30 protein-coding genes, 1 CRISPR repeat array and 1 other annotated feature are annotated in these 26,991 nt (G+C 34.2%); of the genes, 17 read left to right on the forward strand and 13 right to left on the reverse strand.

All coding sequences use genetic code 11. The annotated features are described in order from the left end of the window. The first annotated feature begins 5 nt into the window (after nucleotides 1-5). From cas6e to cas2e, 3 genes are read left to right on the forward strand one after another with little or no spacing between them, the layout of a single operon-like run. On the forward strand, nucleotides 6-662 hold the full coding sequence (cas6e, locus tag F5ESL0233_RS00525; protein WP_122058231.1) for a type I-E CRISPR-associated protein Cas6/Cse3/CasE: 657 nt from the start codon (nucleotides 6-8) through the stop codon (nucleotides 660-662). Beyond that, nucleotides 655-1,608, forward strand: a complete 954-nt coding sequence (gene cas1e / locus F5ESL0233_RS00530; protein WP_122058233.1) for a type I-E CRISPR-associated endonuclease Cas1e — start codon at nucleotides 655-657, stop codon at nucleotides 1,606-1,608. The genes cas6e and cas1e overlap by 8 nt, the downstream gene beginning before the upstream one ends. Beyond that, nucleotides 1,605-2,501 (forward strand): type I-E CRISPR-associated endoribonuclease Cas2e, encoded by an 897-nt coding sequence (cas2e, locus tag F5ESL0233_RS00535; protein WP_122058234.1) that lies wholly within the window; start codon nucleotides 1,605-1,607, stop codon nucleotides 2,499-2,501. Before cas1e ends, cas2e begins: the two co-directional genes overlap by 4 nt. Nucleotides 2,502-2,530: 29 nt before the next feature. Beyond that, a CRISPR array of direct repeats spans nucleotides 2,531-2,985; the repeat unit is 28 nt; unit sequence GTGTTCCCCACGTATGTGGGGGTGATCC. Between the two features lie 123 nt (nucleotides 2,986-3,108). Here the strand turns inward: cas2e and F5ESL0233_RS08160 are convergent. From F5ESL0233_RS08160 to F5ESL0233_RS00545, 3 genes are all read right to left on the reverse strand, one after another. Continuing rightward, on the reverse strand, nucleotides 3,109-3,288 hold the full coding sequence (locus tag F5ESL0233_RS08160) for a hypothetical protein (protein WP_133158296.1): 180 nt from the start codon (nucleotides 3,286-3,288) through the stop codon (nucleotides 3,109-3,111). A 753-nt stretch (nucleotides 3,289-4,041) separates the two neighbouring features. Next, nucleotides 4,042-4,332 (reverse strand): hypothetical protein, encoded by a 291-nt coding sequence (locus F5ESL0233_RS00540; protein ID WP_122058236.1) that lies wholly within the window; start codon nucleotides 4,330-4,332, stop codon nucleotides 4,042-4,044. A gap of 15 nt (nucleotides 4,333-4,347) precedes the next feature. Further along, nucleotides 4,348-4,857 (reverse strand): hypothetical protein, encoded by a 510-nt coding sequence (locus tag F5ESL0233_RS00545; protein WP_122058237.1) that lies wholly within the window; start codon nucleotides 4,855-4,857, stop codon nucleotides 4,348-4,350. Between the two features lie 110 nt (nucleotides 4,858-4,967). Between F5ESL0233_RS00545 and F5ESL0233_RS00550 the strand changes: the two genes are divergently transcribed. The 4 genes from F5ESL0233_RS00550 (at nucleotide 4,968) to F5ESL0233_RS00560 (ending at nucleotide 7,928) form a co-directional block, all read left to right on the forward strand. Then, nucleotides 4,968-5,462, forward strand: a complete 495-nt coding sequence (locus F5ESL0233_RS00550; protein WP_122058239.1) for a thioredoxin family protein — start codon at nucleotides 4,968-4,970, stop codon at nucleotides 5,460-5,462. Nucleotides 5,463-6,277: 815 nt separating this feature from the next. After that, a complete protein-coding gene (locus F5ESL0233_RS00555; protein WP_122058241.1) occupies nucleotides 6,278-7,141 on the forward strand; it encodes an Rgg/GadR/MutR family transcriptional regulator in 864 nt (287 codons plus the stop codon). 268 nt (nucleotides 7,142-7,409) lie between these two features. Continuing rightward, nucleotides 7,410-7,562 carry a hypothetical protein gene (locus tag F5ESL0233_RS08205; RefSeq protein ID WP_158593110.1) on the forward strand — a complete coding sequence of 51 codons (153 nt, stop codon included), beginning with the start codon at nucleotides 7,410-7,412 and terminating at the stop codon, nucleotides 7,560-7,562. Nucleotides 7,563-7,664: 102 nt separating this feature from the next. Then, nucleotides 7,665-7,928 carry a hypothetical protein gene (locus tag F5ESL0233_RS00560; protein ID WP_122058242.1) on the forward strand — a complete coding sequence of 88 codons (264 nt, stop codon included), beginning with the start codon at nucleotides 7,665-7,667 and terminating at the stop codon, nucleotides 7,926-7,928. A 358-nt stretch (nucleotides 7,929-8,286) separates the two neighbouring features. On the opposite strand, the gene F5ESL0233_RS08210 is transcribed toward F5ESL0233_RS00560, so the two are convergent. Further along, entirely contained in the window at nucleotides 8,287-8,487 is a 201-nt protein-coding gene (locus F5ESL0233_RS08210; RefSeq protein ID WP_199692566.1) for a helix-turn-helix domain-containing protein, read from the reverse strand. A 217-nt stretch (nucleotides 8,488-8,704) separates the two neighbouring features. Here F5ESL0233_RS08210 and F5ESL0233_RS00575 point away from each other — a divergent pair, with 217 nt between their 5' ends. After that, nucleotides 8,705-9,079: a hypothetical protein gene (locus tag F5ESL0233_RS00575; protein ID WP_122058245.1), complete on the forward strand. Its 375-nt coding sequence runs from the start codon at nucleotides 8,705-8,707 to the stop codon at nucleotides 9,077-9,079. Nucleotides 9,080-9,184: 105 nt separating this feature from the next. On the opposite strand, the gene F5ESL0233_RS00580 is transcribed toward F5ESL0233_RS00575, so the two are convergent. The 6 genes from F5ESL0233_RS00580 to asnA form a co-directional block, all read right to left on the reverse strand. Then, a complete protein-coding gene (locus F5ESL0233_RS00580; protein WP_090093966.1) occupies nucleotides 9,185-9,934 on the reverse strand; it encodes an amino acid ABC transporter ATP-binding protein in 750 nt (249 codons plus the stop codon). Then, the gene (locus tag F5ESL0233_RS00585; RefSeq protein WP_118895786.1) at nucleotides 9,934-11,553 is read right to left on the reverse strand and encodes an ABC transporter substrate-binding protein/permease; all 1,620 of its coding nucleotides are present in this window, start codon (nucleotides 11,551-11,553) and stop codon (nucleotides 9,934-9,936) included. Before F5ESL0233_RS00585 ends, F5ESL0233_RS00580 begins: the two co-directional genes overlap by 1 nt. Nucleotides 11,554-11,926: 373 nt before the next feature. Beyond that, on the reverse strand, nucleotides 11,927-12,568 hold the full coding sequence (locus F5ESL0233_RS00590; RefSeq protein ID WP_090093963.1) for a DNA-3-methyladenine glycosylase: 642 nt from the start codon (nucleotides 12,566-12,568) through the stop codon (nucleotides 11,927-11,929). A gap of 133 nt (nucleotides 12,569-12,701) precedes the next feature. Next, a complete protein-coding gene (locus tag F5ESL0233_RS00595) occupies nucleotides 12,702-13,466 on the reverse strand; it encodes a TerC family protein (RefSeq protein WP_090093961.1) in 765 nt (254 codons plus the stop codon). Between the two features lie 124 nt (nucleotides 13,467-13,590). Then, nucleotides 13,591-14,295: an NAD-dependent protein deacylase gene (locus tag F5ESL0233_RS00600; protein ID WP_122058246.1), complete on the reverse strand. Its 705-nt coding sequence runs from the start codon at nucleotides 14,293-14,295 to the stop codon at nucleotides 13,591-13,593. Between the two features lie 113 nt (nucleotides 14,296-14,408). Then, on the reverse strand, nucleotides 14,409-15,422 hold the full coding sequence (gene asnA / locus F5ESL0233_RS00605; protein WP_090093958.1) for an aspartate--ammonia ligase: 1,014 nt from the start codon (nucleotides 15,420-15,422) through the stop codon (nucleotides 14,409-14,411). Between the two features lie 57 nt (nucleotides 15,423-15,479). Further along, nucleotides 15,480-15,718, reverse strand: a binding site (T-box leader). A gap of 128 nt (nucleotides 15,719-15,846) precedes the next feature. Between asnA and F5ESL0233_RS00610 the strand changes: the two genes are divergently transcribed. Further along, entirely contained in the window at nucleotides 15,847-16,323 is a 477-nt protein-coding gene (locus F5ESL0233_RS00610; RefSeq protein ID WP_090093957.1) for a hypothetical protein, read from the forward strand. Between the two features lie 32 nt (nucleotides 16,324-16,355). On the opposite strand, the gene cls is transcribed toward F5ESL0233_RS00610, so the two are convergent. Further along, entirely contained in the window at nucleotides 16,356-17,813 is a 1,458-nt protein-coding gene (gene cls / locus F5ESL0233_RS00615) for a cardiolipin synthase (protein ID WP_122058248.1), read from the reverse strand. A 23-nt stretch (nucleotides 17,814-17,836) separates the two neighbouring features. Continuing rightward, nucleotides 17,837-18,769 (reverse strand): alpha/beta hydrolase, encoded by a 933-nt coding sequence (locus F5ESL0233_RS00620; protein ID WP_122058249.1) that lies wholly within the window; start codon nucleotides 18,767-18,769, stop codon nucleotides 17,837-17,839. Between the two features lie 71 nt (nucleotides 18,770-18,840). On the opposite strand from F5ESL0233_RS00620, the gene F5ESL0233_RS00625 reads away from it, so the two are divergent. Continuing rightward, complete coding sequence (locus F5ESL0233_RS00625; protein ID WP_090093952.1) at nucleotides 18,841-19,605, forward strand: ribonuclease H family protein; 765 nt, start codon at nucleotides 18,841-18,843, stop codon at nucleotides 19,603-19,605. Here the strand turns inward: F5ESL0233_RS00625 and F5ESL0233_RS00630 are convergent, their stop codons facing one another. After that, nucleotides 19,606-20,508: a DUF1002 domain-containing protein gene (locus tag F5ESL0233_RS00630; protein ID WP_370448332.1), complete on the reverse strand. Its 903-nt coding sequence runs from the start codon at nucleotides 20,506-20,508 to the stop codon at nucleotides 19,606-19,608. A gap of 209 nt (nucleotides 20,509-20,717) precedes the next feature. Between F5ESL0233_RS00630 and F5ESL0233_RS00635 the strand changes: the two genes are divergently transcribed. The 7 genes from F5ESL0233_RS00635 (at nucleotide 20,718) to F5ESL0233_RS00665 (ending at nucleotide 26,962) form a co-directional block, all read left to right on the forward strand. Continuing rightward, complete coding sequence (locus F5ESL0233_RS00635; protein WP_090093949.1) at nucleotides 20,718-21,563, forward strand: glycosyltransferase family A protein; 846 nt, start codon at nucleotides 20,718-20,720, stop codon at nucleotides 21,561-21,563. Further along, on the forward strand, nucleotides 21,560-22,225 hold the full coding sequence (locus tag F5ESL0233_RS00640; RefSeq protein ID WP_090093948.1) for an alpha/beta fold hydrolase: 666 nt from the start codon (nucleotides 21,560-21,562) through the stop codon (nucleotides 22,223-22,225). Before F5ESL0233_RS00635 ends, F5ESL0233_RS00640 begins: the two co-directional genes overlap by 4 nt. 121 nt (nucleotides 22,226-22,346) lie before the next feature. Further along, entirely contained in the window at nucleotides 22,347-23,327 is a 981-nt protein-coding gene (locus F5ESL0233_RS00645) for a ribose-phosphate pyrophosphokinase (RefSeq protein WP_090093946.1), read from the forward strand. Between the two features lie 131 nt (nucleotides 23,328-23,458). Continuing rightward, nucleotides 23,459-24,145, forward strand: a complete 687-nt coding sequence (locus tag F5ESL0233_RS00650; protein ID WP_090093945.1) for a TetR/AcrR family transcriptional regulator — start codon at nucleotides 23,459-23,461, stop codon at nucleotides 24,143-24,145. A gap of 11 nt (nucleotides 24,146-24,156) precedes the next feature. Further along, nucleotides 24,157-24,987, forward strand: coding sequence for a hypothetical protein (locus F5ESL0233_RS00655; RefSeq protein ID WP_090093943.1), 831 nt, complete (start codon nucleotides 24,157-24,159; stop codon nucleotides 24,985-24,987). 63 nt (nucleotides 24,988-25,050) lie between these two features. Then, nucleotides 25,051-25,533, forward strand: a complete 483-nt coding sequence (locus F5ESL0233_RS00660) for a nucleoside 2-deoxyribosyltransferase (RefSeq protein WP_165777867.1) — start codon at nucleotides 25,051-25,053, stop codon at nucleotides 25,531-25,533. A 343-nt stretch (nucleotides 25,534-25,876) separates the two neighbouring features. After that, a complete protein-coding gene (locus F5ESL0233_RS00665) occupies nucleotides 25,877-26,962 on the forward strand; it encodes a D-alanine--D-alanine ligase family protein (RefSeq protein ID WP_090093939.1) in 1,086 nt (361 codons plus the stop codon). Nucleotides 26,963-26,991 lie beyond the last annotated feature (29 nt).

Raw genomic sequence — 26,991 nt, forward strand, 5'->3', positions numbered from 1 at the left:
CAGAAATGTATTTATCAAGAGTTGAAATTGATATTGCTAATCGGCAAAAAACGAAAGATTTAACGCAACTTTCTGCTTTTCACAATTGGGTAGAGCAAAGTTTTCCTGATGAAATTAACAATGGCAAAAAATTACGGCATTTATGGCGAATTGATCAGCTACAAGGCAAAAAGTACCTATTATTATTAAGTGAAAATATGCCTGACAAACGACAACTTTTACGCTATGGTGTTCATGATACAGTCATGATTAAGAGCTATGATCGCCTGCTTAATAGCATAAAACAGGGACAACTACTGCAATTTAGATTAACGGCTAATCCTACTCATACTGTGCTTCAACCAGGTATAAAGCAGGGACGAGTTGTTCCGCATATTACGGTAGATTACCAACGAAAATGGTTAATTGAGCGTTCTCAAAAATTAGGTTTTCAATTGGGAACTACAACTGATAAATCGACTTTTGATATTGTTAGTCGCGATTGGCCATTATTATCTTATAGAAGTGGACGTAGACTGCGACTTAGCAGAGTAACTTTTGAAGGTCGGTTACGTGTAGAAGATGCAGATCAATTTAAACAAGCATTAATAAAGGGCATTGGCCGTGAAAAAGCATTTGGTATGGGTCTGATGACAGTGATACCTGGGAAGAATAATGACTGAAAAGTTTGGTGCCAGAAAACCTGATTTACCTGAGCTAGCGAGAGTAAAGGATCGATTAACTTTTCTTTATTTTGAACATGCAAAGCTGAATCGGCAGGATAGTGCACTCATGATAACTGATAGTCGCGGAACAGCTTTTGTTCCCGCAGCAATCGTGAGTGTCTTAATGCTCGGACCTGGGGTAGATATTACACACCGTGCCATGGAATTAATTGGTACTGCTGGTATGGCTGTTGTTTGGGTAGGAGAACGAGGTGTAAGACAATATGCTCACGGGCGTTCTTTGAATCATTCATCAAGACTTCTTGAAGCACAAGCAAAATTAGTTTCTAATACACGATCAAGAATTGCGGTAGCTCGAAAAATGTATCAAATGCGTTTCCCTAATGAAGATGTATCAGGATTAACGATGCAGGAATTGCGAGGTAAAGAGGGCAGTAGAGTGCGAAAAATTTATCGTGAGCAATCCCAGGCAACGGGAGTGTTATGGACCAGAAGAGAATATAATCCTGATAATTTTGAAGCTGGGACACCAATTAATAAAGCTTTAACAGAAGCGCACCAGGCTTTGTATGGTTTAAGCTATAGTGTTATTGTAGCAATGGGTGCTTCTGCTGGGTTAGGTTTTGTGCATACGGGACACGACCTAGCATTTGTGTATGACTTTGCTGATCTGTACAAGGCAGATTTTTCAATTCCAGTAGCGTTTAAAATTACGGCCAAATATGGCAATGATAAAGATATTGCTACAAAAATAAGATTGGCAATGCGGGATGCATTTACAGATGGTAAATTACTGGTAAGAATGGTAAAAGATTTACAGAATATTTTGAATGTAACTGATGAGATTAATAATATTGATGTTATAAATCTTTGGGATGACAAATTAGGCTTACAAAAATTCGGGGTTCAATATCATGAACTAGATCAGGAAGATGACACATGATAGTGATTACTTTAACCAAAGTACCAGCATCCTTGAGAGGAGATTTAACTAAGTGGTATCAAGAAATTCAAACTGGAGTTTATGTGGGCAATGTGAGTGCAAGAATTCGTGATTTACTATGGGACAGAGTAGTTCAAAATATAGGCAATGGCGAAGCTACAATGGTTTATAATACAAATAATGAATTAGGTTATCAGATTAAGACAACACGAAAAATGTATAAAGTTGTTGATTTCGATGGCATTCCATTAATGATGCATCTTAATTCTACTGCTGTATCAGGTTTTGAAAAACATGGGTTTAGCAATGCGGCTAAATTTCATCGTGCTAGAATGGTGGCACAAAAGTCTGAAAAGCCAAGAGTAACTAAAACCAATAAACACTTTGTCTCCCTTGATGTCGAAACAACAGGTCTAAACCCAGATAAAAATCAAATTATTTCTATTGGAGCAGTTAAAAAAATTAATGATAAAAAGTATGATAGTTTTTATAGATTAATTAAAGTTGATACTGCGGTGCCAAAGACGATAACTGAATTAACCGACATAACATTAGAATTATTGAAAAAAGAGGGGGTTACTTTAGATAGAGCTCTTAGAGAACTAACTGAGTTTATTAGTTCTGCCACGATTATTGGCTATAATTTACAGTTTGATTTATCCTTTCTCATGTCCGGCTATAGATCTGTAAATATAAAAGAACCGGATAATGAAACTTTAGATTTATTACCTGTAGTTAAAAAAGCAGAAAAATTTATTGATAATTATCGTTTGGCAACTATTTTAGATTTTTATAATATTAAGAATTCCAAGCCACATAATGCACTATCTGATGCTAAGGCTACGTTGCAGTTGTTATATAAACTAATGGAAAATGGCAATATCAAAGTTTAAAAATAAGGGTATAATAAGGATCTTTTACTGTGTTCCCCACATATGTGGGGGTGATCCTGACTTGACTATCAGAGTTACCATATTTGCTAGGTGTTCCCCACATATGTGGGGGTGATCCTAGTCTCTGGTAATTTTGGCATTATTCATTACCGTGTTCCCCACGTATGTGGGGGTGATCCCGTTGTGTTTGATAATGAAGCCAATAAGTATATGTGTTCCCCACGTATGTGGGGGTGATGGCTAACGTTGTTTTAGACTTAAATAAGACAAAATGTGTTCCCCACGTATGTGGGGGTGATCCTAGCACGAATTTTTATAAGCGTGAAGATATTGAGTGTTCCCCACGTATGTGGGGGTGATCCCAAATTAAAATGCGAATGGTACTTGAGAAACGGGTGTTCCCCACGTATGTGGGGGTGATCCTATGGACGATGGCACAAGCTATTTTAGCCCGCTGTGTTCCCCACGTATGTGGGGGTAATCCCGACAATGGTCAAAACGTATTGATGAACTTAGTGGTGTTCAAAGTGACTTGAATCGGGTTTTTGTTGGTAAAAATGTGCCTAATATGCTCTACAACTTTAGATTAAGTATTTTTGAGCATGTGCTAGATTTGGTGGTCTAATTCTTGGCTAACGATTTTTTGATCACTTAATTCAACTGCTAATGCAACTCTTTTATTTTTTTGTTGCAGAGTTAAGGTTTGAATTTGGTCAACGTCACGCATAACCTGCTGGTCTTTGTGGGCTTTTTTTAATTGATTGGTTAAGCCCTGGTTCACGTTCAATGCCGTATTTATGCGCTAGTTCAGTTAGGGCAAGAGAAGGAGGGGGTGGCTTACGGTTACTTCCAGCTGTGCGTCTCTTAAATGCGCCACAGGGGGCGAAGCAGAAAAAGCTGGCGCAATTTCTGCTTAATTCAATTTTGGCAAAACTGCGTAATGTCTAAAATTTCATGACGAAAAAAATAAACAAGAGTCGGCGGGACTAATGCTTATTTTTTATAGTCTGGTCGTGTCCTTTGGGACCCAATTTTCTTTTAAAAAAGAAACAAAAAAGCGATCCTTTTGGATCGCCCCAGACGTCTTGCAAGTAGCTAACTTGCATGCACACTCTGTTTTTCGTACAAGCCGTAACTTGTAATCTTCATCATGTTGTATCTAATTTTAAACAAGACAGAACACGTCCTGAATATGTTAAGTGATATTTTGGATAAGTTATTAAAATTGTTTAAGTAAGATGCACGAAAAGCCTTGAATCATAAGTTCAATGCTTTTTTCTATTAATTCAAAAGAGTGTGATTAATTATAGCTCCAGATTATGATTAAAATAAGACCGAAACGCGAAACCGGTAAAATGTTAAGTAGTGTAGAGATGGTGATAAGCTTCGTATTTGGTATAGAAGTTATTTGTTTTTTCATTTTATTAGCTTTCCCCATACTGTTTTTAGTAGCAATTTTCGAAAAATAGAACTTAAAGTATTATATAAAAAAGCACTAGGAATTAATCCCAGTGCTTTTTTTGTATGCTTTTAGACAACTTTAAAGGTAACTCCAATCAGTCCAAAATCCAAAGAATAAAAAAACTGCCAAAATAATAATTAACGATACAATACCAGCTGTAGCTTTCAACTTTCTTTTACTAATGTTAACTTTAGCATGATTAGCTAAATATTCGTTAGCAAACATTGTAAATGTAGAAAATATAACAAACCATAGCCCCCAGATTCTACCAAATCTAGAATGTGAAAAGATGGGACTCAAACTAGTATTTATTGAAGATATTAGAAAGAACATAATTGTTAAATAATATTTATTAGCTAGTTTTTTCATTACGTGTTCCTCTCTTTAGCAGAACAGTCCTCCAATTCCCCAAATGGTACTTAGTCCAACACCAACTAATGCTGCTCCAAGACCGGTAGCTCCTGCAGCGGCAGCTCCAACCGCCCACGCTACACTAGTACCTGTTCCTCCAAGAAACATTGTGTTTGAACAAGCTGTATGATGCTTAACTTTCTTTCTTAAAAGTGGATTTTCATAAGTAAATTCGTCTGGATGATTTTTAGCATATTCATTAACTTTATCTAATGCAGATTGTACATCTTCTACAGTCACTTTAAGATTTGTTTGCTTTAAGGATTGTGCTAAATAATTTTTATCTACAATTTTGACTTGGGCAACGCCGGATGAATCTGGATAAGTAATTAGAGACCCTTTAATAGCAGCATTAAGAGTTTCAGTTTCTGCTTTAGATAGCTGATTGCTCGTTGCTGTTGATTGAGCAGGGGTAGTTGTTGCTGCAGATACTTGGGCAGCTGGTGCTGCAAACATTGAGATAGACATAACAGCTGATGACATTAAAGTTACTAAATGAAAGTTTTAAACTTTTTATCAATTAAGTAATATCACAAGTTTATAATAAAGTCAACTCAAATCACATAAAATAATTATATAAAGGGGGAATAATTATGAAAAAGGCAGTTATCAATGTAGTTGTTTTGATACAATTAGGTCTATCTATGTTTAGTTCTAATTTTCAAAATGTAAAAGCTGCAGGATTAAATGATACTGAGTACATTGAGTATAGAGATAATAGTGATTCAGTATTGCAATATCAAAAGGCAGAGTATCAAAGAGAGACCAAAACTTTTATTAAAATTTCCCCTAAAAAAATAAATAAATTACTTGGTAAAAAATTCATTTATGTATTTTGGGGAAAAGCTTCTTGTCCTTATTGCAGAGCTTTCGTCCCAGGATTAGCAGAGCTCAGTAAAAAAAGGAAGATAAATATTTATTACATTAATACTGAAAATACCGATAGTGATAATTTTTTAAAAAAGGAACGAAAAAAATATAAGGTTGAAAGTGTTCCGACATTAATAAAAATTAAAGATAAAGAGCACTTTAAAGTACTGAATCGTATGAAAGGGACTTTAAACCAATTTTTGACAAAGTATTATTGATACATGTGCTTTTTTACCCCATTTTTGACTAGATATACAGCCTTCTGACTTTAGCCTTAGGTAAAATCATGATTGCTTATACGGCCGTATAAGCGATACCGTTTTTGATACAAGCTAAAGCTTAGATTGTTGGATATTTAATTGAAATTAGCAACGATAAAAATAAGCAAGAGTCGGCGAGACTAATGCCTATTTTTTATCGTCTGGTCGTGGCCTTTTTGGCCACGATTTTCTTTTAAAAAAAGAAACAAAAAAGCGATCCTTTTGGGATCGCTCAGACGGCTTGCAAGTGACTGAACTTGCTTTGCACGTCATGTTGCATGTTAAACATACTACCTTAGTGACCTAAGTATAACATGATTGCCAATTTTGGTAAAATGAATAAGCACGTTATGTGCACCATCTGGGAAAGTTGACTGGCTTTCCGTAAAGGAGGTGAAAAAGCGTGTTAGACATATTTACCTTAGTATTATTTTACTTAGTCTTAACTAAGACAGAGCAAGTATTAAGCGACATTATTGTCATACTTGATAAGTTACTCAAGTAAAATAGCAGAGGCAGCTCGGAATTTCTGAGCTGTTTTTGAATTGGTCTAATTGTGAAATTAGCTCGCCAGGAAAAAAGGAAGACTATTAATTCAGTCTTTCTTTTTGCTATTAAAATTCACAAGGTATTTTAACGCGCATTTTTCAGTCCTCTGCAACCGCCTTTTGGCGCTACTGCGCTTAATGCCCATTAGGTTAAGTTGCTTTGGTATGGTGGATTAAAGCGGAGTAAAATATATTTGAGATAGCAATCATAAAGAGGTAATAAAAATGAGTATTGGTGAACTGCTGAAAAAGTATCGGGTAGCACAAATGAAAACACAGAAGCAGTGGGTAGGAAATATAATAAGTCCTTCCTTTTATGCCAAAGTTGAAAAAAATATCCATCGGATAACTGTAGAAGATTTACTTGCGTTACTTCATTACAATAAAATATTAGCAATAGATTTTTTTAATAAGCTGGATAAAAAAGATAAAACTAATTATGAATTCAAAAAAGAAATAATTGGTCAAATAATAGAAGCATTCTATCATCATTCAAAGGTAGAACTGAAACAAGTCCGTCAAACAATAAGCAGCAGTGACTTGCCTGATAAGGATGAGCAACTTGCTTTTATTACAGGTTATATAGAACTGCTAGATGACGATTTTACAGGTTTAGATGAGCAAACTAAAGCCCAAATTAAGAATCGCCTGTTTAATATTTCAGACTTTGATCGAGATAATTTGTATCTTTACTGCAATTTCATGAGTTTTTATGATCTCGATAGCAATTTAATGCTTTCAAAAAGATTAATTAATCATTTTAAAAATGATAGTGACATAGCCGTTCAAAAGGCGATTTTGAGTATTATCAGTAATTTACTAATGTTTTGCATTAAAGCAGACAGATATGATGAAACAATATTTTTTATTGAAGCTGCTCAGCAAATTGATATAAATCCCGATTTAACATTTTACCGAGGTGCGATAGCTTTTTTTAAGAGCTTAATTACTAGTCATTATCAGCCACAAAAAAATGGGAAGGAAGATTGTCAGATTATAATTGATTTTTTTAATTTGATTGGTATGGAAGAATATAGTGAACAATTAAAAGAATTTATACAAAAAACTAAAAATGGCCTATTTGACTGAAAATTGTCGAATACGCCATTTTTTATTTTACTTGTTTTTTAAACATATACTAAATTCATAAAATTCATAAACGAATAGAAATGTGCAATTGAATTAGGAGGTTACCGATCATGGATGATTTGTTACGTCGCTTACCAATCATTATTATTTTTCCGTAAAAGAAATCATATTATGCGAATTAATGATACTAATAAGTATGTAAGGTATTTAGATGGATTGCTTATAAAGTTTAGGCAAAAATAATTAAATTTTAAAAAGAGTAATAATCATGAAATTAAAGAAAACAATAATTACTGGATTAACCACTTTAGCATTAAGTCCAGTAGCAACAACTTTTGGGAATGGGTTGCTGTCAGCAACCCAAGTTGTACATGCAGATACAATTACAGATGTACAGAAAACTACTGCAATTAAAGAGTAGAATTTATCTGCTGATAAAAAGCAAGAATTTACCGAAATTAAGAATTCTGGTTACTTTACAGAGCAAGAGCTCAATCAGTTATTAGATGAACGTTTAGAAGTCATGAATTCACATGATGAGCAAGAAGATGGGATTGTTTTAACTAGAGGTGCAAAGACTGCTCTAACTAAAAAACTGGCAAAAAAGCTTCTTGAAGCGGTAGGAAAGCGTATCACTAATAAAGATTTGAAAGATGTATTAATCTTTTTAACTTCATGGGACGATGATCTTCAGGCTGCAGCCACGAATTGGTTAGTTACTAAATATCATTGGAATAAAGATGTAGCATATTGGACTGTAAAATCTATATTATTTGTTTTGCTATAATAAATGGTTGTTATAAAAAGAGTAATTAATTATGATTTTTAAGGTTTTAAATGAAAACTACTAAAGAAGTTATTTTTTGGATAATTAGTATTAGTATATTTATTGAACGTTTTATTAGATATTTTATAAATCCTAATATATCGAGATCTATTCAAAATGTTGTACATCCGCTACCACTAGTAACGAAAATAATAATAGTTATTTTATTCGGGATATTTATGTATTGGCTAGCACCAAAATCGTTAAAAAGTAAAAAAGACTGAAAATACAAATCTTAAATATTTATATTTTTAAAATAGTTTTGACCACCATGATTTTTGGTGGTCTTTTTCTGTTTTTGCAGAACTGGCTGAAATTTTTAAAAGTTCATCAACTTTTTTTCGGCAATTAATTGTAATTGTTGCGATTGATTAAGCAATTTCTGGGTCTGGGCAAGGGTATCGTGCAGGCACACTATTTCTTGATCTTTTTTGTTTACTGGTAAAGACTTTATCTGATAATGGCTAGTTTGTTTAGAGACACCTAATTCATCTGCTAATTGCTTGATTGTTTTCGCCACTATACATTCCTCATCTTTGTAATCACTGGCAATCATTTAGGTATAGATTACCAGAAGTTGATAAACTAATTGACTGCTGTAAATTTAAAAACGCTAGAATGGTGTTCTCAACATTAAAAGCGCTTTATGCTATGATTGTTTTATTAAATGCAAATAAAAATAGCAGACATATTGGGTCGATTACCAATTCTTATCGTTAATTCTATAGGTATAGATTATGAAGATAAAACTTAGTAAAATTTTTCCTTTTTTAATAGGTATTATATTATTAATAATTGCGATAAAAGATTTTTCTCCTTGGCGCAGTCCAAGGGAAATAATAATAGGACTATTAACATTAGCAGTAGCATTATGTTCCACAAGTAAAAACCAAAAATCAACTTCTTCTGCAACAGATTACTTAGTTGATCACAAAGTTGTAATTTATTCGGAACGTATTTATTTAACGATGTTCTTCGTCTTTATAGTTTTATATTACTTAGATGGGAAAAATATTTTACTGGGTGTTATATCTATTTATTCGTTATTACTTTGGCTTATTCAACAAGTAATAATAATTGTTTTAGAGTTATTAAAAAGTAAAAGAAAATAATTAATTTTAGAGGAAAATTTAGTTGTCGAATTCAAAGGCCCAAGGTTGTAAACTGAATAAAAAAATCATGTTTTTTTGCTAAAACATGATTTTTTGGTCACTGATTTAATTATTCTGGAAGTTACTTAAAAACTTCGTGGTTTTTTCATTTTGTGGATGATTAAATAATTGATCTGGCTTGCCTTGCTCGGCAATAATACCGTCACTAATAAAGAAAATCTGATCAGATATGTCCCGCGCGAATGCCATCTCATGGGTTACAATAATCATTGTTAATCCCGTATTGGCTAAATTTTGCATTACACTTAGAACTTCACCGACCATTTCTGGGTCAAGTGCACTAGTCGGTTCATCAAATAACAAGATTTCTGGATCCATCGATATTGCCCGGGCAATAGCTACACGTTGTTGTTGTCCCCCTGAAAGTTGACTCGGGCGAGCATTAATATATTGAGCCATACCAACTTTTTCCAAGTTCTGCAGGGCAATTTGACGTGCTTCTTCTTTAGCGCGTTTAAGAACTAATTCTTGACCAACCATGCAGTTAGCAAGGACATTTTTATTTTCAAATAAGTCAAATTGCTGAAATACCATCCCTACCTTAGCACGATAGATGTTGCGGTTATAAGAAGAAGCAAGAACATTTTCACCGTGAAAAGTAATTTCACCAGACGTTGGTTCTTCTAAGAGGTTAATACAACGTAAAGTAGTTGATTTACCACCGCCAGAAGGGCCGATGATCGTAGCAATTTCACCTTTTTTTATATCAAGAGAAATGTCACGTAAAACTTGGTGTTCACCAAAAGATTTTTGCAAATGTCTTAGACTCAAAATTGTTTCACTTGTTGCGGTCATTATTTTTTAACCTCCATGTCATTGGTTGTACCAACTTGTACTTGATTGGCCATTAAATTGTAATTTTTATTACCTTGTAAATGTTTCTCAATTAAATTGAAGATTCTGGTAATAGTGAAAGTCAAAATTAGGTAAATAGCAGAAATTGTGAGGTAAGTTGGGAAAAACTTAAAAGTCTGGCTAGCAACAGTTGTTCCCACAAAGAACAATTCTGAGACCGAAATGATACTCAAAACTGAAGTGTCTTTAATGTTGACGATAAATTCATTAGTAATTGATGGTAAACAATTTTTAATTGCTTGCGGTAAAATAATATGCCACATTCGTTGGTTATGGGTCATGCCCAAAGCACTGGCAGCTTCAAACTGTCCAGTTGGTGTGGAAATAATCCCTCCGCGAATAATTTCTGCTAAATAGGCGCCAGTATTAATTGAAACAATAATTAAAGCCGCAATGGTCCGATTGATATTAAGATGCCAAAATTGAGCAATACCGTAGTAGATTACCGCAGCTTGCACCATCATTGGTGTCCCGCGGAACACTTCAATATAAACTGATAATAGCCAGTTGCTAACTTTAAGTAATAATTTTTTTCCAGTTGTAGTTGGGGTAGGAATAGTTCTAATAATACCAACAGCTAGACCAATAAAGAAACCTGCAATTGTACCAACAGATGCAAGAAGCAAGGTCATGCCAATACCACTTACTAGCATACTACCATATTGTTTCCACATGGAAATAAACCAGTTTTCTGATTGACCTTTTTTGTTGTCATCAGCCTTAGGCTGTTCTTTAATGGCAGCGGTCATCATTTTGTTTCTTGTAGCGGTTGGAATGGTAGCTAATATTTGATTGACTTGTTTAAGCAAAGACTTGTTAGGTTTCGCAATACCAATGGCTGTTTCTGACTCTTCTTTTGAGACATGGAAACCAGCCATCTTACTAATTGCAACAGCAGTGACATCTGGATCAACTAATTTAAAAGAAATTGCTTCGGTATCTTCTGCTAAGTACCCATCAATTGTTCCTGAAATTAGGCTTTGGCGCATTGCGGCAAAGTCGCGCATTGCGGTTTGTCTTTTGGCACCAGGTAATTCTTTAATTAACCCGTAATGGGATGTTCCTTGTTGAGCAGTTAACTTTGCGCCTTTAAAATCAGTTAGCTTTTTAGCGTGGGCAAACTTACTATTTGGTTTGGTAATAACAACAAATGTTCCGCGGCGATATGGTTGAGAAAAGTTAATGGCTTTAGCCCTTTCAGCAGTTGGACTCATACCAGCAATGATTAAATCCGCCTTACCACTGGTTAAAGCTGGTAGCAGTCCATCCCATTCAGTTTTAAGCACAACCACTTTTCGATGCATTTTTTTACCAATAATTTTGGCAATTTTAACGTCATAACCATTAGCAAAAGTATGTTGCGATCCATCAATTGGGACAGCACCATTTGCAGCATTAGTTTGGGTCCAATTATAAGGTTGATAGTTAGCTTCCATTGCTACTTTAAGCACATTACTATCTTTTTTAGCATTGACGCTATTTGAATTACAATTCAAACCAAAGGTCATGCTGATTATTGCTATCATAACAGCAGTAATCCATTTATATCTTGACTTCATTTTGAAAACCTCCGAAAACTTTTCTCAAATAAAGCCAATACAATAAAAAGCGTAATTAAAAACCTCGTTGTACTTCAACAACGAGGTCTAATCTAATTTTATTTAGACAAATCATATAGCGCTCCCTAGTAATTAACTAGGACAGTCTGCAAGATATTATCTTGCAGCCCAACAAAAAAATTGAAACGAACAAAATTTTTGTTTCGGCGATAATTCTTACGATAGCTTTCTTAGTGTTCGTTCACTCCAGCTAAGTTTGTAATTATCGCAACCTCTATTGCATTGGAAATTATTTAACTTTATATGCGATGATAGGCTAAAAATAGGACTTTGTCAATAGTTGTGTTTAAAATGTCTATAACAATTTTTTATATTAAGATAATAATTTCCAGCCATTGTTTGGCTGATAATCTTTTATTTTCATTCTAGAAACATAAGGATTACCGCTAACGTAGTATCTCAAAGGTTTGCTGGCCCAAGCAGGGCTTGATTGGTTAATACCAATGCGCGGACTGGCAATAATCTTACGGGCGTAATTTTTGTGGTTGTCATTTAAATCAATAGTAAAAGGAGACTTGCTTAGAAAGTGTAAGTTCCAGTCTTTATTATGAATACCGAAGGCTTGCATCATTTTAGCCGGCCCATTAGTTAATAAGGGGCCACTTTTACCTGAGCGATTAGTTATCATTTGCTTGATACCCCAAGCAGGTTCGATAGCTCTAATTAAGATGCCTTGAGGTTCACCAGCTTTTTGGGTAGCAATGTCGAAGAAGAAATATTGGCGTTGGGCATAGATATAAATTGTGCCTCCTCTGCGATATAATCCTTCATTAGCAGCAGTTCTGCGGCCTTGGTATGAATGAGCAGCACGATCTCTTTTTCCTAAATAAGCTTCAGTTTCCACAATATAACCACCTAAAATTTGTTGCCCATTATCAAAGATTAAGGGTCGACCAAGCAAATCGATACTTATTTTTTCAGTTGTTGATTTAGTAAAATAAGTTGAATAGTCCATGATTACTCTCGAATAGTTATTAAGTAAAATTATAATTTATGTAAGTAATTATAAAGCTTACTTGTTGCATAGAAGATAAAAGACACAATTATTGAATTGTGCCTAAAAAAGAATGGTAACTTATAAATTATGCTTAATGAGAATGGTTATTGGAGTGCAAAAAATGAAAAGCAATGGTAATTAACAAAATGCCAAAGACTAAAGCGGCGAAAATAGAGTTTGGTAACTCATAATGAAGTGGTGGAAGTGAGACAAGTAATTTTAAAGCAATAATGCCAATTAAAATATATGCCATTGGTTGCAACTCAGGAATTATATCCATTAACTTAATAATAACTTCAGCTACACCTCGCATGCATAAAATACCAATCATCCCACCAATTAAAACAACTACAGGATTACTTGAAACAGCAAGGGCTGCTAGAACTGAATCTATTGAAAAGACGATATCCATTGCTTCGATTGATATAACTGCTCGCCAAAAAGGTGACAGGAAACGCTTATTACTTTGATGATGCTGGGTAGTTTTTGGCACTTGACCGCCTTCTTTATCTGCTGAATGGTGGCGTCGATCATAGAAGAACTTGAAGCAAAGGTAAAAAAGATAAATACTACCAGCTAATTTAATTTCCCAAAAATTAATTAGGTACGTGCCAATTCCAATGACAATAAAGCGAAAAATATAAGCGCCCCACATACCATAAAATAAAGACTTTTCTTGTTGCTTTTTGTCTGGTAAAGATTTGGTTTGGGCTGCAAGTACAACAGCATTATCAACTGATAATAAACATTCCATCAAAATTAGGGTAAGAATGACTAGCCAGTCATTGACATTAGTTAAAACGTGAAGCCAGTTATTGGCATCAAAGAATGGCGCATACATTTTAATAATTGACATTTGTAAAAATCTCTTTTCTGAAAGTACTAGCAGCTTTTGAATAATAAATTGAGTTAAGCAATAACTTATAATAATCCATTAATCAAGCTATTGCCTAATATTTTACCATAAGAAATATGTCTGTTTAAATTTGTTTGAAAACATCTAGTGCATCGCCAGTAATAGCCGCAATCCCAGCTAACGGAATTGCTGTTTTATTAATTGCCCATATTTTAGCATTGGTTTGACAGTAAGCTAATAATTTAGCGAAAGGATAGACCACAAAGCTAGTACCGCAAATAATTACTAGATCAGCCTTTTGGATAGCTTGAATAGAAGTAGTTAAGTTTTGAGAATTGATATTTTCACCATATAACACAATTTGGGGGCGAATAATACCACCACAGTTATGGTGCAGATATGATTGAGCATAGGTAGAATACTTAACAGCTTGTTGGCATTTTGTGCAATATAACTGATAGAGATTACCATGAAACTGGGTGACCTGTTGATTGCCAGCTTTTAAATCTAGACTATCGACATTTTGGGTAATTAAATGGCCTTTATTATTACAAATTTCGGCAATTTTTTGATGAATAATATTTGGTTTAGCGTCGGGAAAATACATGTTATTTAAGACAAAATGATAGAACAATTCTGGGCGGTGATACAGTGTTTCAGCACTTAAAATAGTTTCTGGCTTTTCAATGCTATCATTATAAATACCATTTTTAGAGCGATAATCTGGAATGCCAGAGGGTGTAGATACACCGGCACCAGTCAAAAAGGTAACATAATTTGCTTGTTCAATTTCGGTTTTTAAAGTTTTTATTTGCTTAGTTACAATCATAATTTTCCCCTGGGCAATATTTATGCAGTAGATAATTTATGCTAATAGCTTAATTATCGTGTTACTAAAATAGACCTCCTGTAGCATTAGCTAAGTTGGAGGTCGGTTGATAGTTAAAGAATTTGAATGTTATGGGCTTGACATTTTTCTAGCATTTCCTTTGGCCAAATACTGGCTTGTACTTCGCCAATGTGAGCTTTACCCAATAAAAGCATACAAAGGCGTGATTGACCAATTCCGCCACCAATGGTAAATGGTAGCTCGCCGTTGAGCAACATTTGATGAAAGTTCAATTGCTCACGTGCAAGGCAATTAGCTTGGATGAGCTGTTTGTGTAAGCTTTGCGGGCTAACCCTAATTCCCATTGAAGAAATTTCTAGTTTTTGCTTGAGGGGTTCATACCAAAAAATCAAGTCACCATTTAATTGCCAGTCGTCATAATCAGGGGCGCGACCATCATGAGGCTTACCACTACGAGCCAGGTTGTCACCAATTTTCATAAGAAAGACGGCCTTCTTTTGCTCAGCAATCTTATTCTCTCGTTCTTCTGGACTCAAGTCTGGCCATCTATCCTCTAGTTCTTGAGTAGTGATAAAAAATACATCATCTGGCAAATGATAAGTTGAAGCAGGATAGCGTGCAGCACATTCAGTTTCAACTTGCTTAATTGCACTAAAAATTTGCGCAACTGTTTCAGTCAAAGTTGTAATTGTTCGTTCATCTTCGGCAATAATTTTTTCCCAATCCCATTGATCAACGTAGATCGAATGAAAGTTATCAAGGTCTTCATCGCGCCGAATGGCGTTCATGTTTGTATAGAGGCCTTCATGCATACCAAAATGATATTTTTTAAGGGCCAGTCGTTTCCATTTAGCTAAAGAATGGACGATTTCAATGGTATCGTCTTTAGGAAAAGCTTTTACGTCAAAATCAACCGGACGTTCGATTCCATTTAAGTTATCATTGAGTCCGGTATTTTTTTCAACAAACAAAGGTGCGGACATTCTCTGTAAATTAAGTTTTTGCCCTAGTAAAACTTGAAAACGTTCACGGATAAAAACAATTGCCGCCTCAGTATCACGAATTGTTAAAGTAGGCTGATAATTTTGGGGAATAATTAAAGTCATAATTGTTAACCTCCTGATTTGAGGTCAAAGAAAAAGCCCTCTGCCTCAGCTAATAAAAACAAGGACGAAAGGCTTTTTCCGCGGTACCACCTAAATTGTCCGCTATTTGCGAACCACTCATGAAGCACAATCATGCTTCACCAGCTTGATAACGTACTGGAGACGGCACCACCTACTTGAGTTGTTCAGTGTGCTGCTAAAAGGGTTTTTCAATAATTCAGGGTCTGCTGGCTTTGCACTAATACCAACTCACTGTGAGAAATAAATTATTTACTCGTCTTTTTCATCGCATTTAATTTAATGCCTATTTAATAATATTTTTAAATAAAATGCAAGCCAATAGTTCAAAATTGTCTGCTAAAACTACTAAAAAATCGTAGTCTGTTATAATAGACGAAGAGTAAATATTTTGAGGAGAGTTTTTATGGCTGGTTTTTACTTAATTTTAGAAGCGATTATGCTGGGCTATGCTTGTTATAGCTGGTATTGGCAAGCAAATATTGATTTAAAGGGACAATATCGATTCTCTTCAATTATCTGGTCGCTAATTTTTATTTGGCTTGGCTTTTCTTGGCAATTAATTGAAAAAAATGATCAGGGTCTGACTGTTTTTTTGGCCAGTTTTATCTTGATAGGTATCATTGATGGCTTTACTGGCTTTGGCGCAAAGAAAGTTGTAGTAGCGGGTTATTTTAAACGAACAATTTCATATGCTGATATTGATTTGATTACCCTAATTAGGGTACCTAATCCCAAGAAAAAACAAGTGATTTGTATTCTTACTACAAATCAAAATCGTCAATATTATTTACGTTTTGCCCAGAGCATAGCGAAAATAGTGGGTACAATTAAGAGTCATGTCAACCATGATATTAGAATTGAAATACAAGATATAATTTAAGAACATTTAATGTGATTAATATTTCAGGGTATCTATAAAATTGGTGAAAGCATTCGTGAAAAATACTGTAGTGTTCGCAGTAAGCGCCCCTGCTTAGCAATTATTTGTGGCGTAAGTAGGGTAGAATGCTCCATGTCCGATATAAATGATTGAGCTATTTCATGGGCAAAATTTTTGTCATAAAAAACAGCAACGTCTTCAAAGTTGAGGTCATAAGAACGATAATCTTGGTTCATTGAACCAACAGTAGCAAAGTCATCGTCGACTACAATTGTTTTAGCGTGGATAAAACCTTTATTGTAGATATATACTTTAATACCGAAACGAGTTAGTTCGTTAGCGTACCATTGTGTAGCGCGATAAATAAAAGGGTGGTCTGGTTTGCAGGGAATCATAATTCGTAGATCAACGCCTGACATAGCAATAGTTTGCAAAGTAGCCATCATGGCATCATCAGGAATTAAATAAGGTGTTTGTAGCCAAACTCTTTTCTTAGCTAGCGACATTAAGCGCATTATGCCATTACGCATATTAGCGATATCTCGGTCAGGCCCATCTGCGACGATTTGCATTGGTACATCACCAGGATGGATTTCATTCTCATCTAAGTTAGGAAAAAGCATGGTATTAAAAGTAATTAATTGACTTTCTTTTTGAATTGAGGCATTCCAATCCATGACAAAACGCTCTTGTAAAAGTAGCGAGGCTGAACCAACAATTCTTACATGACTATCGCGCCAGTAACCGAACTTTTTGTTACGGCTTAAATACTGGTCGCCAATATTAAAACCACCCGTCCAAGATGTTTTGCCATCAACTACTACAATCTTACGGTGTAAATGATAATTGATGCGAGAACGCGTAATCATATTACGTGAAGTGATGAAAGGTAAGACTTCACCGCCTGCTTGGCGGAGTTGATCAAACCAAGTTTTACTAGCACCTAAAGATCCCCAGGCATCATAAAGGACGCGTACAGCAATGCCTTCTTTTGCTTTTTTGATTAGCAAGTTAAGAATTTCGTTACCAATTTGATCATTATAAAAGGTATAAAATTCAACGTTAACGGATTGTTGTGCATACTGAATGTCGTGCATCATGTCATCAAACAGCGCTTGGCCATCTGTGTAGAGTTTGACATGATTATTTTTACTAAGTGGCGCTTCACCGTTATGATTGAAAAAGTGAATAACCATTCTGGCTTTGTCAGAGGTATCAGCAGGACTGGTCTTTTTAGGTGCTTTAGTAATTGATTTTTGAACATTACGTAACCCAATATGGTGTTGTTTGTTAATGGCAAAAATGTTCTCTTGCGAAATGCCGCGACCAAAGAAGCCATAGAGAATGAGACCAATCACTGGAAAAACTAATAAAATAATTAGCCAAGCCCACGTAGTTGAAACCGACCGCCGACGGTGAAATACAATATAAAAGGATAAGATAATATTAGTAGTGATAATGATTCGTAGTATATCTTGTATTACAATCACGTAAATCCTCCGAAAATTAAATTTTATATTTTGAAGTTGATAAATTTATTGACAATGTCAATGACAAACGGATTATCATGCATCCAACTATGTTCGGCATATTTTTCGCCGCGAATTTCTACTTCATGGTAGGATTTGACCAATGGTGCTAAAACATAGCGAATACTTTTGGCAGAAGTAACAGAAATAAATTTATCACTATTGGTATTATCTAAAACATTTCCGTAAATGTTCAAGACGGAAATATTCGGATTAAATCGCTTTCGCCTAAATAAAAAATAGCAATAGTGTAAATTCATCATTGTAGGTCTACCTTTTTTATTAAAACCGTTAACGTTAGGAATATCTCCCATATAGGTTACACCGTCAAAGGGACCAGCGATTAAGGCACATTTGTTTAAATGCGGGAAATTTGTTTTATGAGCCTTACGCATCTCTGTGCGTATTATACAAGGACAGGCTAATGAGTGAGCGATTGCTGAATAATGTGTAAAGTGGTATCGATTAGCTAAAAAAGGTAGAATAAGACGTAAATAGTAATCAATAGCATAGACACCAACAATTCGTTGGCGAAAAACCACTTGAACGATTGGCTTTTGATCACCTGTCCATGTCCCCTCTAGTTTAAAATTTCCCCATAAATCAGCAGTAACCTTTAGGTAGTTAGAATTTTTTTTCTCTTTTAGTGCTTGCTTAATCATAACATTGGTGGTGTAGTCCCCACCACGAAAGCCATGAAAGTAAATTACAGGTTCTTGGATGAATTCTCCTTTTTTGCTTTCAATTTTTGACTTATCTTCAATTTTTCTTTTATGTAGGCGCAAAAAAAAGCGAGTAGGGCCAATGGTAGCTAGAATTGCTAACGAAACCATATTAAACATACTAGGGTCTTTAGACAGATTGCGTTTACGGTTTTTTTCAGCAATTTCAGTATATTTTTTGGTATTAAAGAACATAAATAACCACCTTAAAATTAGTGCTACTAATATTTTAACATTGACAACAATTTTTAGTGAGTGAGGAACATATGAAATTTTATGCTGTAAAAAAGGGTCGTCAGCCAGGGGTTTATCGCACTTGGAAAGAAGCAGAAAAACAAGTTATTGGCTATTCTAATGCCGAATATAAGGCGTTTGAACAAATTACTGATGCGACAAATTATTTGGGCTTTAATCAAGCAACAGCTAAGAAGCTACTGCAAAAAGATGAAGACTCATTAAGACAAGCAATTGCTAAAATTCAAAAGGCAAGTAAGATAAAGCCCTTAAATAAAGAAAGAGGGACCTCAAAAACAAATAAAAAATATTTTGCCAAAATCTATACCGATGGCGGTACACGTAATACTGGAACTTATAAAGGTGGTCATGTACACGCAACTGATAAGGCGGCTTGGGCATATTTAATTGAATGGCAGCAAGCAGGTAAAAAGCAATCATTTTATGATAGCAATGGTGAATTAGGTGCAACCAATAATAAAATGGAATTAACGGCCTTAATTGAGGCACTAAAAAAGTTGTTGGAATTAAAATTTAACCAACAACCTCTATTATTTATACTTGATTCACAATATGTTTTAAATCCGATTACACAAGGCTGGCTCCAAAATTGGAAAAAACGGGGCTGGCACAAGAGTAGTAAAGGGGAAATTGCTAATGTCGAAGAATGGCAAAAATTAGATCAACTACTTAGTGAGTTCACTCAAGCCGAATTTAAGTGGACCAAAGGTCATGCTAAAAATCGCGGTAATGAATTTGTTGATCATACTTTAAACAAGTTTATGGATCAAATGTAATTACTTAGAATTAGAGAAACCTGCTACAAGTCCACTAAAGAAGCTAGTAATCGCATCCCAGATTTGTTCAAATAAGTTTCGATTTTCGGTAGTATTGATTTTATCAAAGATACCTTTAGCATTTTTTTCAATATTTTTGGAAAGAGCATCAGCTTGATCTTTAAAATGATGATCTTTTAAAGCACCAGAGTCACGGATTTTAATTAAAATATTGATAATTTGCTCTTTTTGGTTATTGTTAATAACATCACCTAGGTGATTAATATTAATTTGATTGTTAACAATGTTATGAATTTGACTATCAGAAACATTGTTGCCAATTTTCCCCATTTCTTGTTTGGCGCCAGCAACTGCATTATTTAATTGGGCATCACTATAGCCTTTTTTATTTTGATTTTCCTTGGTTATTTTACTTAAAGTACCCATTTCATCTTGTGCAGCGTTAACTTGGCTTTGATTTAAATTTTCCCCATTTTTACTATAAGCGGAGTAGACGCCAGCTAAAGCCCCAGAACCATCAATTGGAATAGCACTAGTAACATAAATATTGGCATCCGTAATTCCAGCAGTTAGAGCAGCATTTTTATATTGATTAGCTGTAATCGTTGTAATATTATTATGACCTTGATAGTCAAGAATATGGACATTAATGCCGCTACCTTGAGCGGTTTTTTGAATCATTGCACTTGACCAAACGCCTGAAGTGTTAGTGAAATTTGCACCAGAAGGATTAAGGTATTGAACTAAATCTTGACCAGTAATAGTTATGGTGTGATAGCTGTTGTCATTTAAAGGATTACTCAAAGCCTTTATTGTGCCTTGGCGTTGGTTATCGGTAAGAGAAGTTCCTAGACAAATAACGGGGGAGTCGTCTGCTTGAACAATTTGTTTAGGCAGATTCATTCCCAATAGACCTCCAAATAAGAGGACAGTAATTATTAGAATTGATTTTACTTTTTTCATAAGATTTATTAACTCCTTTTGCTGCACATATTATACTAAATCATTTAAGATAATAAATAACGTTATTACTTTTTTAACGTTTAGTTTATAGTATTTTTAAAATTTTAAAAATATTAAGATGGTATAATAATTTATGAGGGAGGGGTGCTATGATTCAGCAACCTGAGTTAACGGTCATTATGCCAATTTACAACGTTGAAAAATATATTAGTCGGGCACTAGATCACCTAGCTAAACAAGATAATATGAACTTTAAGTTGTTAATTGTTAATGATGGCTCAACGGACAATACAAAAAAGATAGTAGAAAGCTATCAAACGAAGTTTCGTTATATCCAAATTATTAATAAACCAAATAGTGGCTTATCTGATGCGCGCAATGTTGGTCTTGCTCATGTTGACACACCATATTTTACTTTTCATGACGGTGACGATTGGGTTGATTCTGGCTATACCGATTTTTTTATACAAGCGTTTCATAAACATCCAGAAGTAGCTATGGTCTCATGTGGATTTTGGCTAGATTACGAGAATAAGATAGGATCTAAGCCGGTTACCAAAAAAGTTATAAAAGGTATAAAAACAAAATTAAAAAGCTATCAACTGATTAATAATCCTTTAGGATCATTGTTTGATAATCATATTTTAGGTACACCAGTTAAAGGTTATACTTGGAATAAAGGATATAAAATTTCTGTTGTACGGCAAAATCATTTATGCTTTATGGAGAATTTAGCATTTATGGAAGACCAAATTTTCAATGTGGAATATCTAGCTTTAACAGATGGATTTTATTGCACTAGTCGGCCACTATATCATTATTGGCAACGCAAGGATAGTATGGTACACAATTTTAATTTAAAGATGATTCCTGATAATTTTAAGGCAAATTATATTATCACCAAAATTATTATTCGTAGCTTATGGCAGGAACATAAAAAAGAAGATAATTCTAAGCAGAAACTAGTTGAAGCTAGTGAAAGGAATCGTCAATGATAGCAGAAGTTAATGGCAATAATTTATACTACAATAAACTAGGTCAGGGTGAACCGTTATTATTACTACATGGTCACCATTTTGATGGTGGAATGTTTGCACAAATTATTGCTCCGCTTGCCCTCTATTACACAGTGTATGTGCTTGATATGCGGGGACATGGATTGAGCGAGGGAGAAATAGCGCAGCACTATCAAACAGAAGTTGCAGATATTGCTACTTTCATTAAAAAAATGGGAATTAAGGGCTGTTATTGCTTTGGCTTTGATGCGGGTGGATTGGTGGCAATGATGCTTGCTAGTCAAGATTCAAGCGCCTTTAAGAAATTAATGGTTGCCGGAGTGTTTGTCAATGGTAATGGTATTCGACCTTATCATTATTTAACTGAAGGTTGCCTACGCTTCTTGCAATTAAATCGGGATAGTCGAGTTGAATTAACCGAAAGCTACCTTTCAGTTGATGCTTTAAAAGCAATCACTATTCCAACCTATTGTGTTGTTGGTGAGAAGGACTGGGTTAAAGTTGATCATGTCCGTTGGTATAGTCAGCTTATCCCTCAAGGGCAATTACTGATAATGCCAAGACAAAAGCATAATAGTTATGCTGTTAAGAGCTTTAAACTACTTGATTTAATGAAAAATTTCTTTAGAGACGAAAATTAAAATTATACAATTTGCTGGAAGGATATCTCCAGCTTTTTTAATTTCCGTCAATTTCTAGGCACTAGGAACTTTTTTGGTTATAATAGACTGAAAAGATGGTATTTTTGATAAAGAGGTAGTTATGAATAAAGAAGAAATTCTTCAATTAATGCATCCAATGAAATTAATCGGTTTAAGTGGGAATCCAGCTTTAAATGAAAAAATTGCTACAATTTTGAAAAAACCGTTGATTGAAACAGCGGTGCAGCATTTTAGTGATGGTGAAATTCAAGTTAATATTGGTGAAAGTGTTAGAGGATGTGACGTTTTTGTTATCCAATCAATTCAGGACCCAGTAAATGAAAACTTTATGGAATTAGAAATTGTTTTGGATGCACTTCACCGTGCATCAGCTCATAGAATAAATGTAGTCGTTCCATATTTAGCATATTCACGCTCTGATACAAAGACACGGTCACGTGAACCAATTACAGCAAAATTGATTGCCAATTTGTTACAAATTACAGGATTAGATCATTTAATTGCATTAGATTTACATGCTTCTCAAATACAGGGCTTTTATAATGTGCCCGTTGATCATTTGCATGCAATTCCACTATTAGCGCAGTATTTCATTGATAATGGTATTGCAACTAAGGAAGATGATGATATAGTCGTGGTTTCTCCAGATCATTCTGGGGCTAAGCTGGCTCGAAATTTTGGTCAAATGTTTGATGCCCCAATTGCTATTGTTGACCAAAGACGCGCCCGTTACGATGCAGATGTTCATGACATAATCGGTGATGTTAAAAATAAGAAGTGTATTATTGTTGATGATTTAATTGATACAGGTTCAAGGATTTCATCGTCAACCAAATCAGTTATGGCTGCAGGCGCTAAGAAAGTATATGTTGCTTCAACGCATGCCTTACTTTCACAAAATGCAACTGAAATTCTAAATGGATTACCTATTGAACAAATTGTAGTTACGGATACTATTAAGCATCAACATTATCCAGATCGTATGATTAGAATATCGGTTGATTTGTTATTAGCGCGTGGAATTAATTATGCCTACAATGATCGTTCAATGCACCTATTAAGCGAAAGTGAACTAAAGTAATTTAATATTCTGGGGGTAATGTGGTAACAAAGTATTAGTACTAATTAAAGGCCTTTGTTTTCTTTTTTGTTTATTTATTTTATATCATTGATATAATAAGAATATAATGTATAGAAAACGGAGAAACTATGATGGCACGACGGAAAAATTATAAAAGAAGACGAATTATCTTGAAAAATACATTCTATTTAATAAGAAAAAATGGAATGGAAAATGTTTCTTTTCAAATGATTGCAGAGAAATCTGGAATTTCTAAATCACTTTTGCAATCATATTACCCCCATAAAGTTAAGTTGACCGATGATGTGGTCCGTAATATATTAAACACTTTGGATAAACAAGTTAACAGATTTAATCAGACAAGTGACGGCACGGTGGGTGCGCGTACTAAAGCATTTTTGTATACAATTGCAATGCTAGGCATTTATGATGAAGGTTTAAAGCGTATTATTAATGAAGTATTTAGCAGTAATGACACGCTTGATAATTGGAGCAGTATGATTGAAGAATGGGTCAGAGAAAACCAAATTTTTGATGAAGACTATTTTAACCCACATGAAGTTGAGTATGGTATTGCCTTTGTTATAACTGGTATTGGCCGACTTTACTATAATAATAATACACAGTTTAATCTTTCTGCTGAACAATTAGCAGATTATGCCACTAGTTCATTGATGTATAGTTTTCTACACTGTACACCGGATGAAATTAATCAGGCATTAAAAAAAGGCCATGAAATTATTGCTTCAACTGACATTAAAGAAATTCACCATGCAATTGATACTATGTTTGATGATGATAAAGATATTGTTTGTTAGAAAGGAATAGCATGGCAAATGGCGCACAAAATAGTTTGCGTAGAGTAAATCCAGAACAAAATCTTGAGTACAAAAGGGTCTCATCTTTTTGCATTTTATTAGTTGTGACATTAGTTATGACTACAGTAACTTTTCTCAATCCTTTTTTTATGAAGGGACAGCTGAGAACTAATAATAATGAAGCAGTTATTGTTCGACACGTTAACAATCATTTTAACGAGCTAGCTAAAGTGATTGGTGCTAATAAAGATGTAAATTCTAATTTATTAACTACTAAGCAAACGCAGCCCATTGCCGATCATATTATTGATTATGCCATAGGTGTTCCATGGTTTAAATTTAATAATATCAAGTTGGCACAACAAATTTTGCATGATATTGAATCAAATATAGATCAAGAGGCATCCAGCGATGCCCAATTAGTACAAAAAAGACTCAAAAGACAAGGAAAGAATGCTCCATATGATGTAATAGATGCTTTCAATTTAGATTTAGTTACTTTGGGCGGAAACATTGCTTTTGTAATATTGGTTGTAAACATTACGCTGTTTATAATGATAATTATCAGTTTACGTTCACTAATTAATGATATGTTAATGGTGATGAATTCTAAGACTTTAGTTCATACTATTACAGCTGCTGGAATGTGGGCGGGCTTTTGGCTAATTTTAATATCTGGTATATTAGCTATGATTCCAATTATTTTTAATGTTGATGAGATAGCAGTTTTGGGCTGTATATTAGAAATTGGAAGTAGCATATTTTTAGATTATGTGATTGCTGGTGTAGTCTTGTATATTTTAAGTGCTATTCCATGGGAAATTAGTTCACCTAATAATTAAAAGTAATGTTTAAACTATCTTACAAAAATATTTAGGTGTTTTTTTGTATTATAGGAGTTAATGATGAAAGTTTATTTAGCTAATGCACTGTTTTCGCAAGCAGAAATTAATTACAACGCCTACTTGGCAGAAAAAATTCGGCAATTAGATACTGCAATTGATTTATATTTACCACAAGAAAATAATGCAATAAACAATAAACAAGCTTATGCTGATTCAAAGATGATTGCTCAAGCAGATACAGAAAGATTGATTAAGAGTGATTTACTGGTAGCAATTCTTGATGGTAATAGTATTGATAATGGTGTGGCAAGTGAAATAGGTGTTGCCTATGCTAAAGAAATCCCGATTATTGGTCTATATACTGATACACGGCAGCAGGGAAGCGAAAATAATCAAAAGTTAGCGGCGTTAAAGCAAGTGGCAGAAAATCAATTTCATTATGTTAACTTATATACTACTGGTTTAATTAAATTAAATGGTACTATTGTTACTAATGAAGCTGCCTTATTAGCAGAAATTACAGCCGTTTTGAATAAGTTTTAATATTAAATAATCCTATCTTTGGCGATAAACATAATAAGTGAATTTTATGTTTCAATGAAGATGGGATTTTTATTGTGGCCTAATAAAGATATGGCCTAATCTTAATAATTAAGATTTAAAAAATAACTAGTTGATATTAGTGTTAATTCATGAAGTATACTTTTAATTTTATAAGTTAGGGCGAATTGATTAAGTAACTAAGACGAAAATAATTAATTTTAAGTTATGGTGGTAATTTTGGGATGAGACAAAAACATTTATAAAAATTAACTAAATTACCATTATTCAGCTAGTTATTGCCGTATAATAAAAAAGTTAGAAAAAATGATAAGAGGTAGAAGCAATGACTAGGAAAACACAAGTTGGTCTTATTTTTGGTGGTAATTCTTCTGAGTATGAAGTTTCAATTATGTCGGGGCATAACATTTATAAGGCAATTGATAAAAGCAAATTTGATGTTCATCCTATATGGATAACTAATGAGGGCTATATTGCAAGTGAGCAAGAATCATTAAAAGTTTTAGCAAATGCAGAATATAAGATTAAAAGTCCGCATCAAGTAGCGAATATTTCTAACTTAAGTGAACTAGCGAATTTTCCAGAATTAGATGTATTTTTTCCCATTGTACATGGTAATTTAGGTGAAGATGGTAGTTTACAAGGTTTATTTAGGGTTATTGATAAACCATTTGTTGGGGATGATGTTTTAGCTGCAGCAGTAACTATGGATAAAGAATTTACCAAAATTTTAGCACAACGTGTAGGCGTTTGTGTGGCTGAATGGATTTCAATTAAACGTTTTGAATATGAAGATGAGCAAAATACCAAACGTGATTATAATCAAGTTAGTGCCAAATTAGGGCATGATTTATTTGTTAAACCAGCTAATCAAGGTTCATCTGTTGGTGTACACCATGTAACTAATAAGCAAGAATTTGATGCTGCTCTAGCTGATGCCTTTCGCTATGATGATAAAGTTTTAATAGAAGAAACCATTCATGGTACAGAGGTTGAAACTGCTGTGCTTGGAAATGATCATCCAATAGTTTCAGGAGTTGGTCAAATTATTAATGCTGAGGGAACTTTTTATAGTTATGAAAATAAGTATGATGCTAATTCAACAACTAGTTTACAAATTCCAGCCGACTTGCCTGAAGAAACTATAGCTGAGATTAGAGCTAATGCTTTAAAAGTCTATCAAGTAACGGAATGTAGTGGTATGGCAAGAATCGATTCAACATTGCGCAAGAGTGATCAAAAAGTTATTTTGACAGAGGTTAATTCTTTACCTGGTTTTACTAATATTAGTATGTATCCTAAATTATTTGAAGTTGCAGGTATTCCTTATACCGAATTAATTACGAAATTGATTACCGAAGCCCAAAAAAGATATGAGCATAAAAAAAGCTTACTACATAAAATAGATTAATTTGATTGTGCTAGAGGGAGTAATACTTT

The sequence above is a fragment of the Lactobacillus sp. ESL0233 genome, from assembly GCF_003692995.1.
Taxonomy (GTDB): Bacteria; Bacillota; Bacilli; order Lactobacillales; family Lactobacillaceae; genus Lactobacillus; species Lactobacillus bombicola.

What these genes read in the sequence shown, in the direction of transcription:
- cas6e (WP_122058231.1), top strand. Translation starts at nt 6, where the DNA reads ATGTATTTATCAAGAGTTGAAATTGATATTGCTAATCGGCAAAAAACG.
- cas1e (WP_122058233.1), top strand. Translation starts at nt 655, where the DNA reads ATGACTGAAAAGTTTGGTGCCAGAAAACCTGATTTACCTGAGCTAGCG.
- cas2e (WP_122058234.1), top strand. Translation starts at nt 1,605, where the DNA reads ATGATAGTGATTACTTTAACCAAAGTACCAGCATCCTTGAGAGGAGAT.
- F5ESL0233_RS00540 (WP_122058236.1), bottom strand. Translation starts at nt 4,332, where the DNA reads ATGAAAAAACTAGCTAATAAATATTATTTAACAATTATGTTCTTTCTA.
- F5ESL0233_RS00545 (WP_122058237.1), bottom strand. Translation starts at nt 4,857, where the DNA reads ATGTCATCAGCTGTTATGTCTATCTCAATGTTTGCAGCACCAGCTGCC.
- F5ESL0233_RS00550 (WP_122058239.1), top strand. Translation starts at nt 4,968, where the DNA reads ATGAAAAAGGCAGTTATCAATGTAGTTGTTTTGATACAATTAGGTCTA.
- F5ESL0233_RS00555 (WP_122058241.1), top strand. Translation starts at nt 6,278, where the DNA reads ATGAGTATTGGTGAACTGCTGAAAAAGTATCGGGTAGCACAAATGAAA.
- F5ESL0233_RS08205 (WP_158593110.1), top strand. Translation starts at nt 7,410, where the DNA reads ATGAAATTAAAGAAAACAATAATTACTGGATTAACCACTTTAGCATTA.
- F5ESL0233_RS00560 (WP_122058242.1), top strand. Translation starts at nt 7,665, where the DNA reads ATGAATTCACATGATGAGCAAGAAGATGGGATTGTTTTAACTAGAGGT.
- F5ESL0233_RS00575 (WP_122058245.1), top strand. Translation starts at nt 8,705, where the DNA reads ATGAAGATAAAACTTAGTAAAATTTTTCCTTTTTTAATAGGTATTATA.
- F5ESL0233_RS00580 (WP_090093966.1), bottom strand. Translation starts at nt 9,934, where the DNA reads ATGACCGCAACAAGTGAAACAATTTTGAGTCTAAGACATTTGCAAAAA.
- F5ESL0233_RS00585 (WP_118895786.1), bottom strand. Translation starts at nt 11,553, where the DNA reads ATGAAGTCAAGATATAAATGGATTACTGCTGTTATGATAGCAATAATC.
- F5ESL0233_RS00590 (WP_090093963.1), bottom strand. Translation starts at nt 12,568, where the DNA reads ATGGACTATTCAACTTATTTTACTAAATCAACAACTGAAAAAATAAGT.
- F5ESL0233_RS00595 (WP_090093961.1), bottom strand. Translation starts at nt 13,466, where the DNA reads ATGTCAATTATTAAAATGTATGCGCCATTCTTTGATGCCAATAACTGG.
- F5ESL0233_RS00600 (WP_122058246.1), bottom strand. Translation starts at nt 14,295, where the DNA reads ATGATTGTAACTAAGCAAATAAAAACTTTAAAAACCGAAATTGAACAA.
- asnA (WP_090093958.1), bottom strand. Translation starts at nt 15,422, where the DNA reads ATGACTTTAATTATTCCCCAAAATTATCAGCCTACTTTAACAATTCGT.
- F5ESL0233_RS00610 (WP_090093957.1), top strand. Translation starts at nt 15,847, where the DNA reads ATGGCTGGTTTTTACTTAATTTTAGAAGCGATTATGCTGGGCTATGCT.
- F5ESL0233_RS00620 (WP_122058249.1), bottom strand. Translation starts at nt 18,769, where the DNA reads ATGTTCTTTAATACCAAAAAATATACTGAAATTGCTGAAAAAAACCGT.
- F5ESL0233_RS00625 (WP_090093952.1), top strand. Translation starts at nt 18,841, where the DNA reads ATGAAATTTTATGCTGTAAAAAAGGGTCGTCAGCCAGGGGTTTATCGC.
- F5ESL0233_RS00630 (WP_370448332.1), bottom strand. Translation starts at nt 20,508, where the DNA reads ATGAATCTGCCTAAACAAATTGTTCAAGCAGACGACTCCCCCGTTATT.
- F5ESL0233_RS00635 (WP_090093949.1), top strand. Translation starts at nt 20,718, where the DNA reads ATGATTCAGCAACCTGAGTTAACGGTCATTATGCCAATTTACAACGTT.
- F5ESL0233_RS00640 (WP_090093948.1), top strand. Translation starts at nt 21,560, where the DNA reads ATGATAGCAGAAGTTAATGGCAATAATTTATACTACAATAAACTAGGT.
- F5ESL0233_RS00645 (WP_090093946.1), top strand. Translation starts at nt 22,347, where the DNA reads ATGAATAAAGAAGAAATTCTTCAATTAATGCATCCAATGAAATTAATC.
- F5ESL0233_RS00650 (WP_090093945.1), top strand. Translation starts at nt 23,459, where the DNA reads ATGGCACGACGGAAAAATTATAAAAGAAGACGAATTATCTTGAAAAAT.
- F5ESL0233_RS00655 (WP_090093943.1), top strand. Translation starts at nt 24,157, where the DNA reads ATGGCAAATGGCGCACAAAATAGTTTGCGTAGAGTAAATCCAGAACAA.
- F5ESL0233_RS00660 (WP_165777867.1), top strand. Translation starts at nt 25,051, where the DNA reads ATGAAAGTTTATTTAGCTAATGCACTGTTTTCGCAAGCAGAAATTAAT.
- F5ESL0233_RS00665 (WP_090093939.1), top strand. Translation starts at nt 25,877, where the DNA reads ATGACTAGGAAAACACAAGTTGGTCTTATTTTTGGTGGTAATTCTTCT.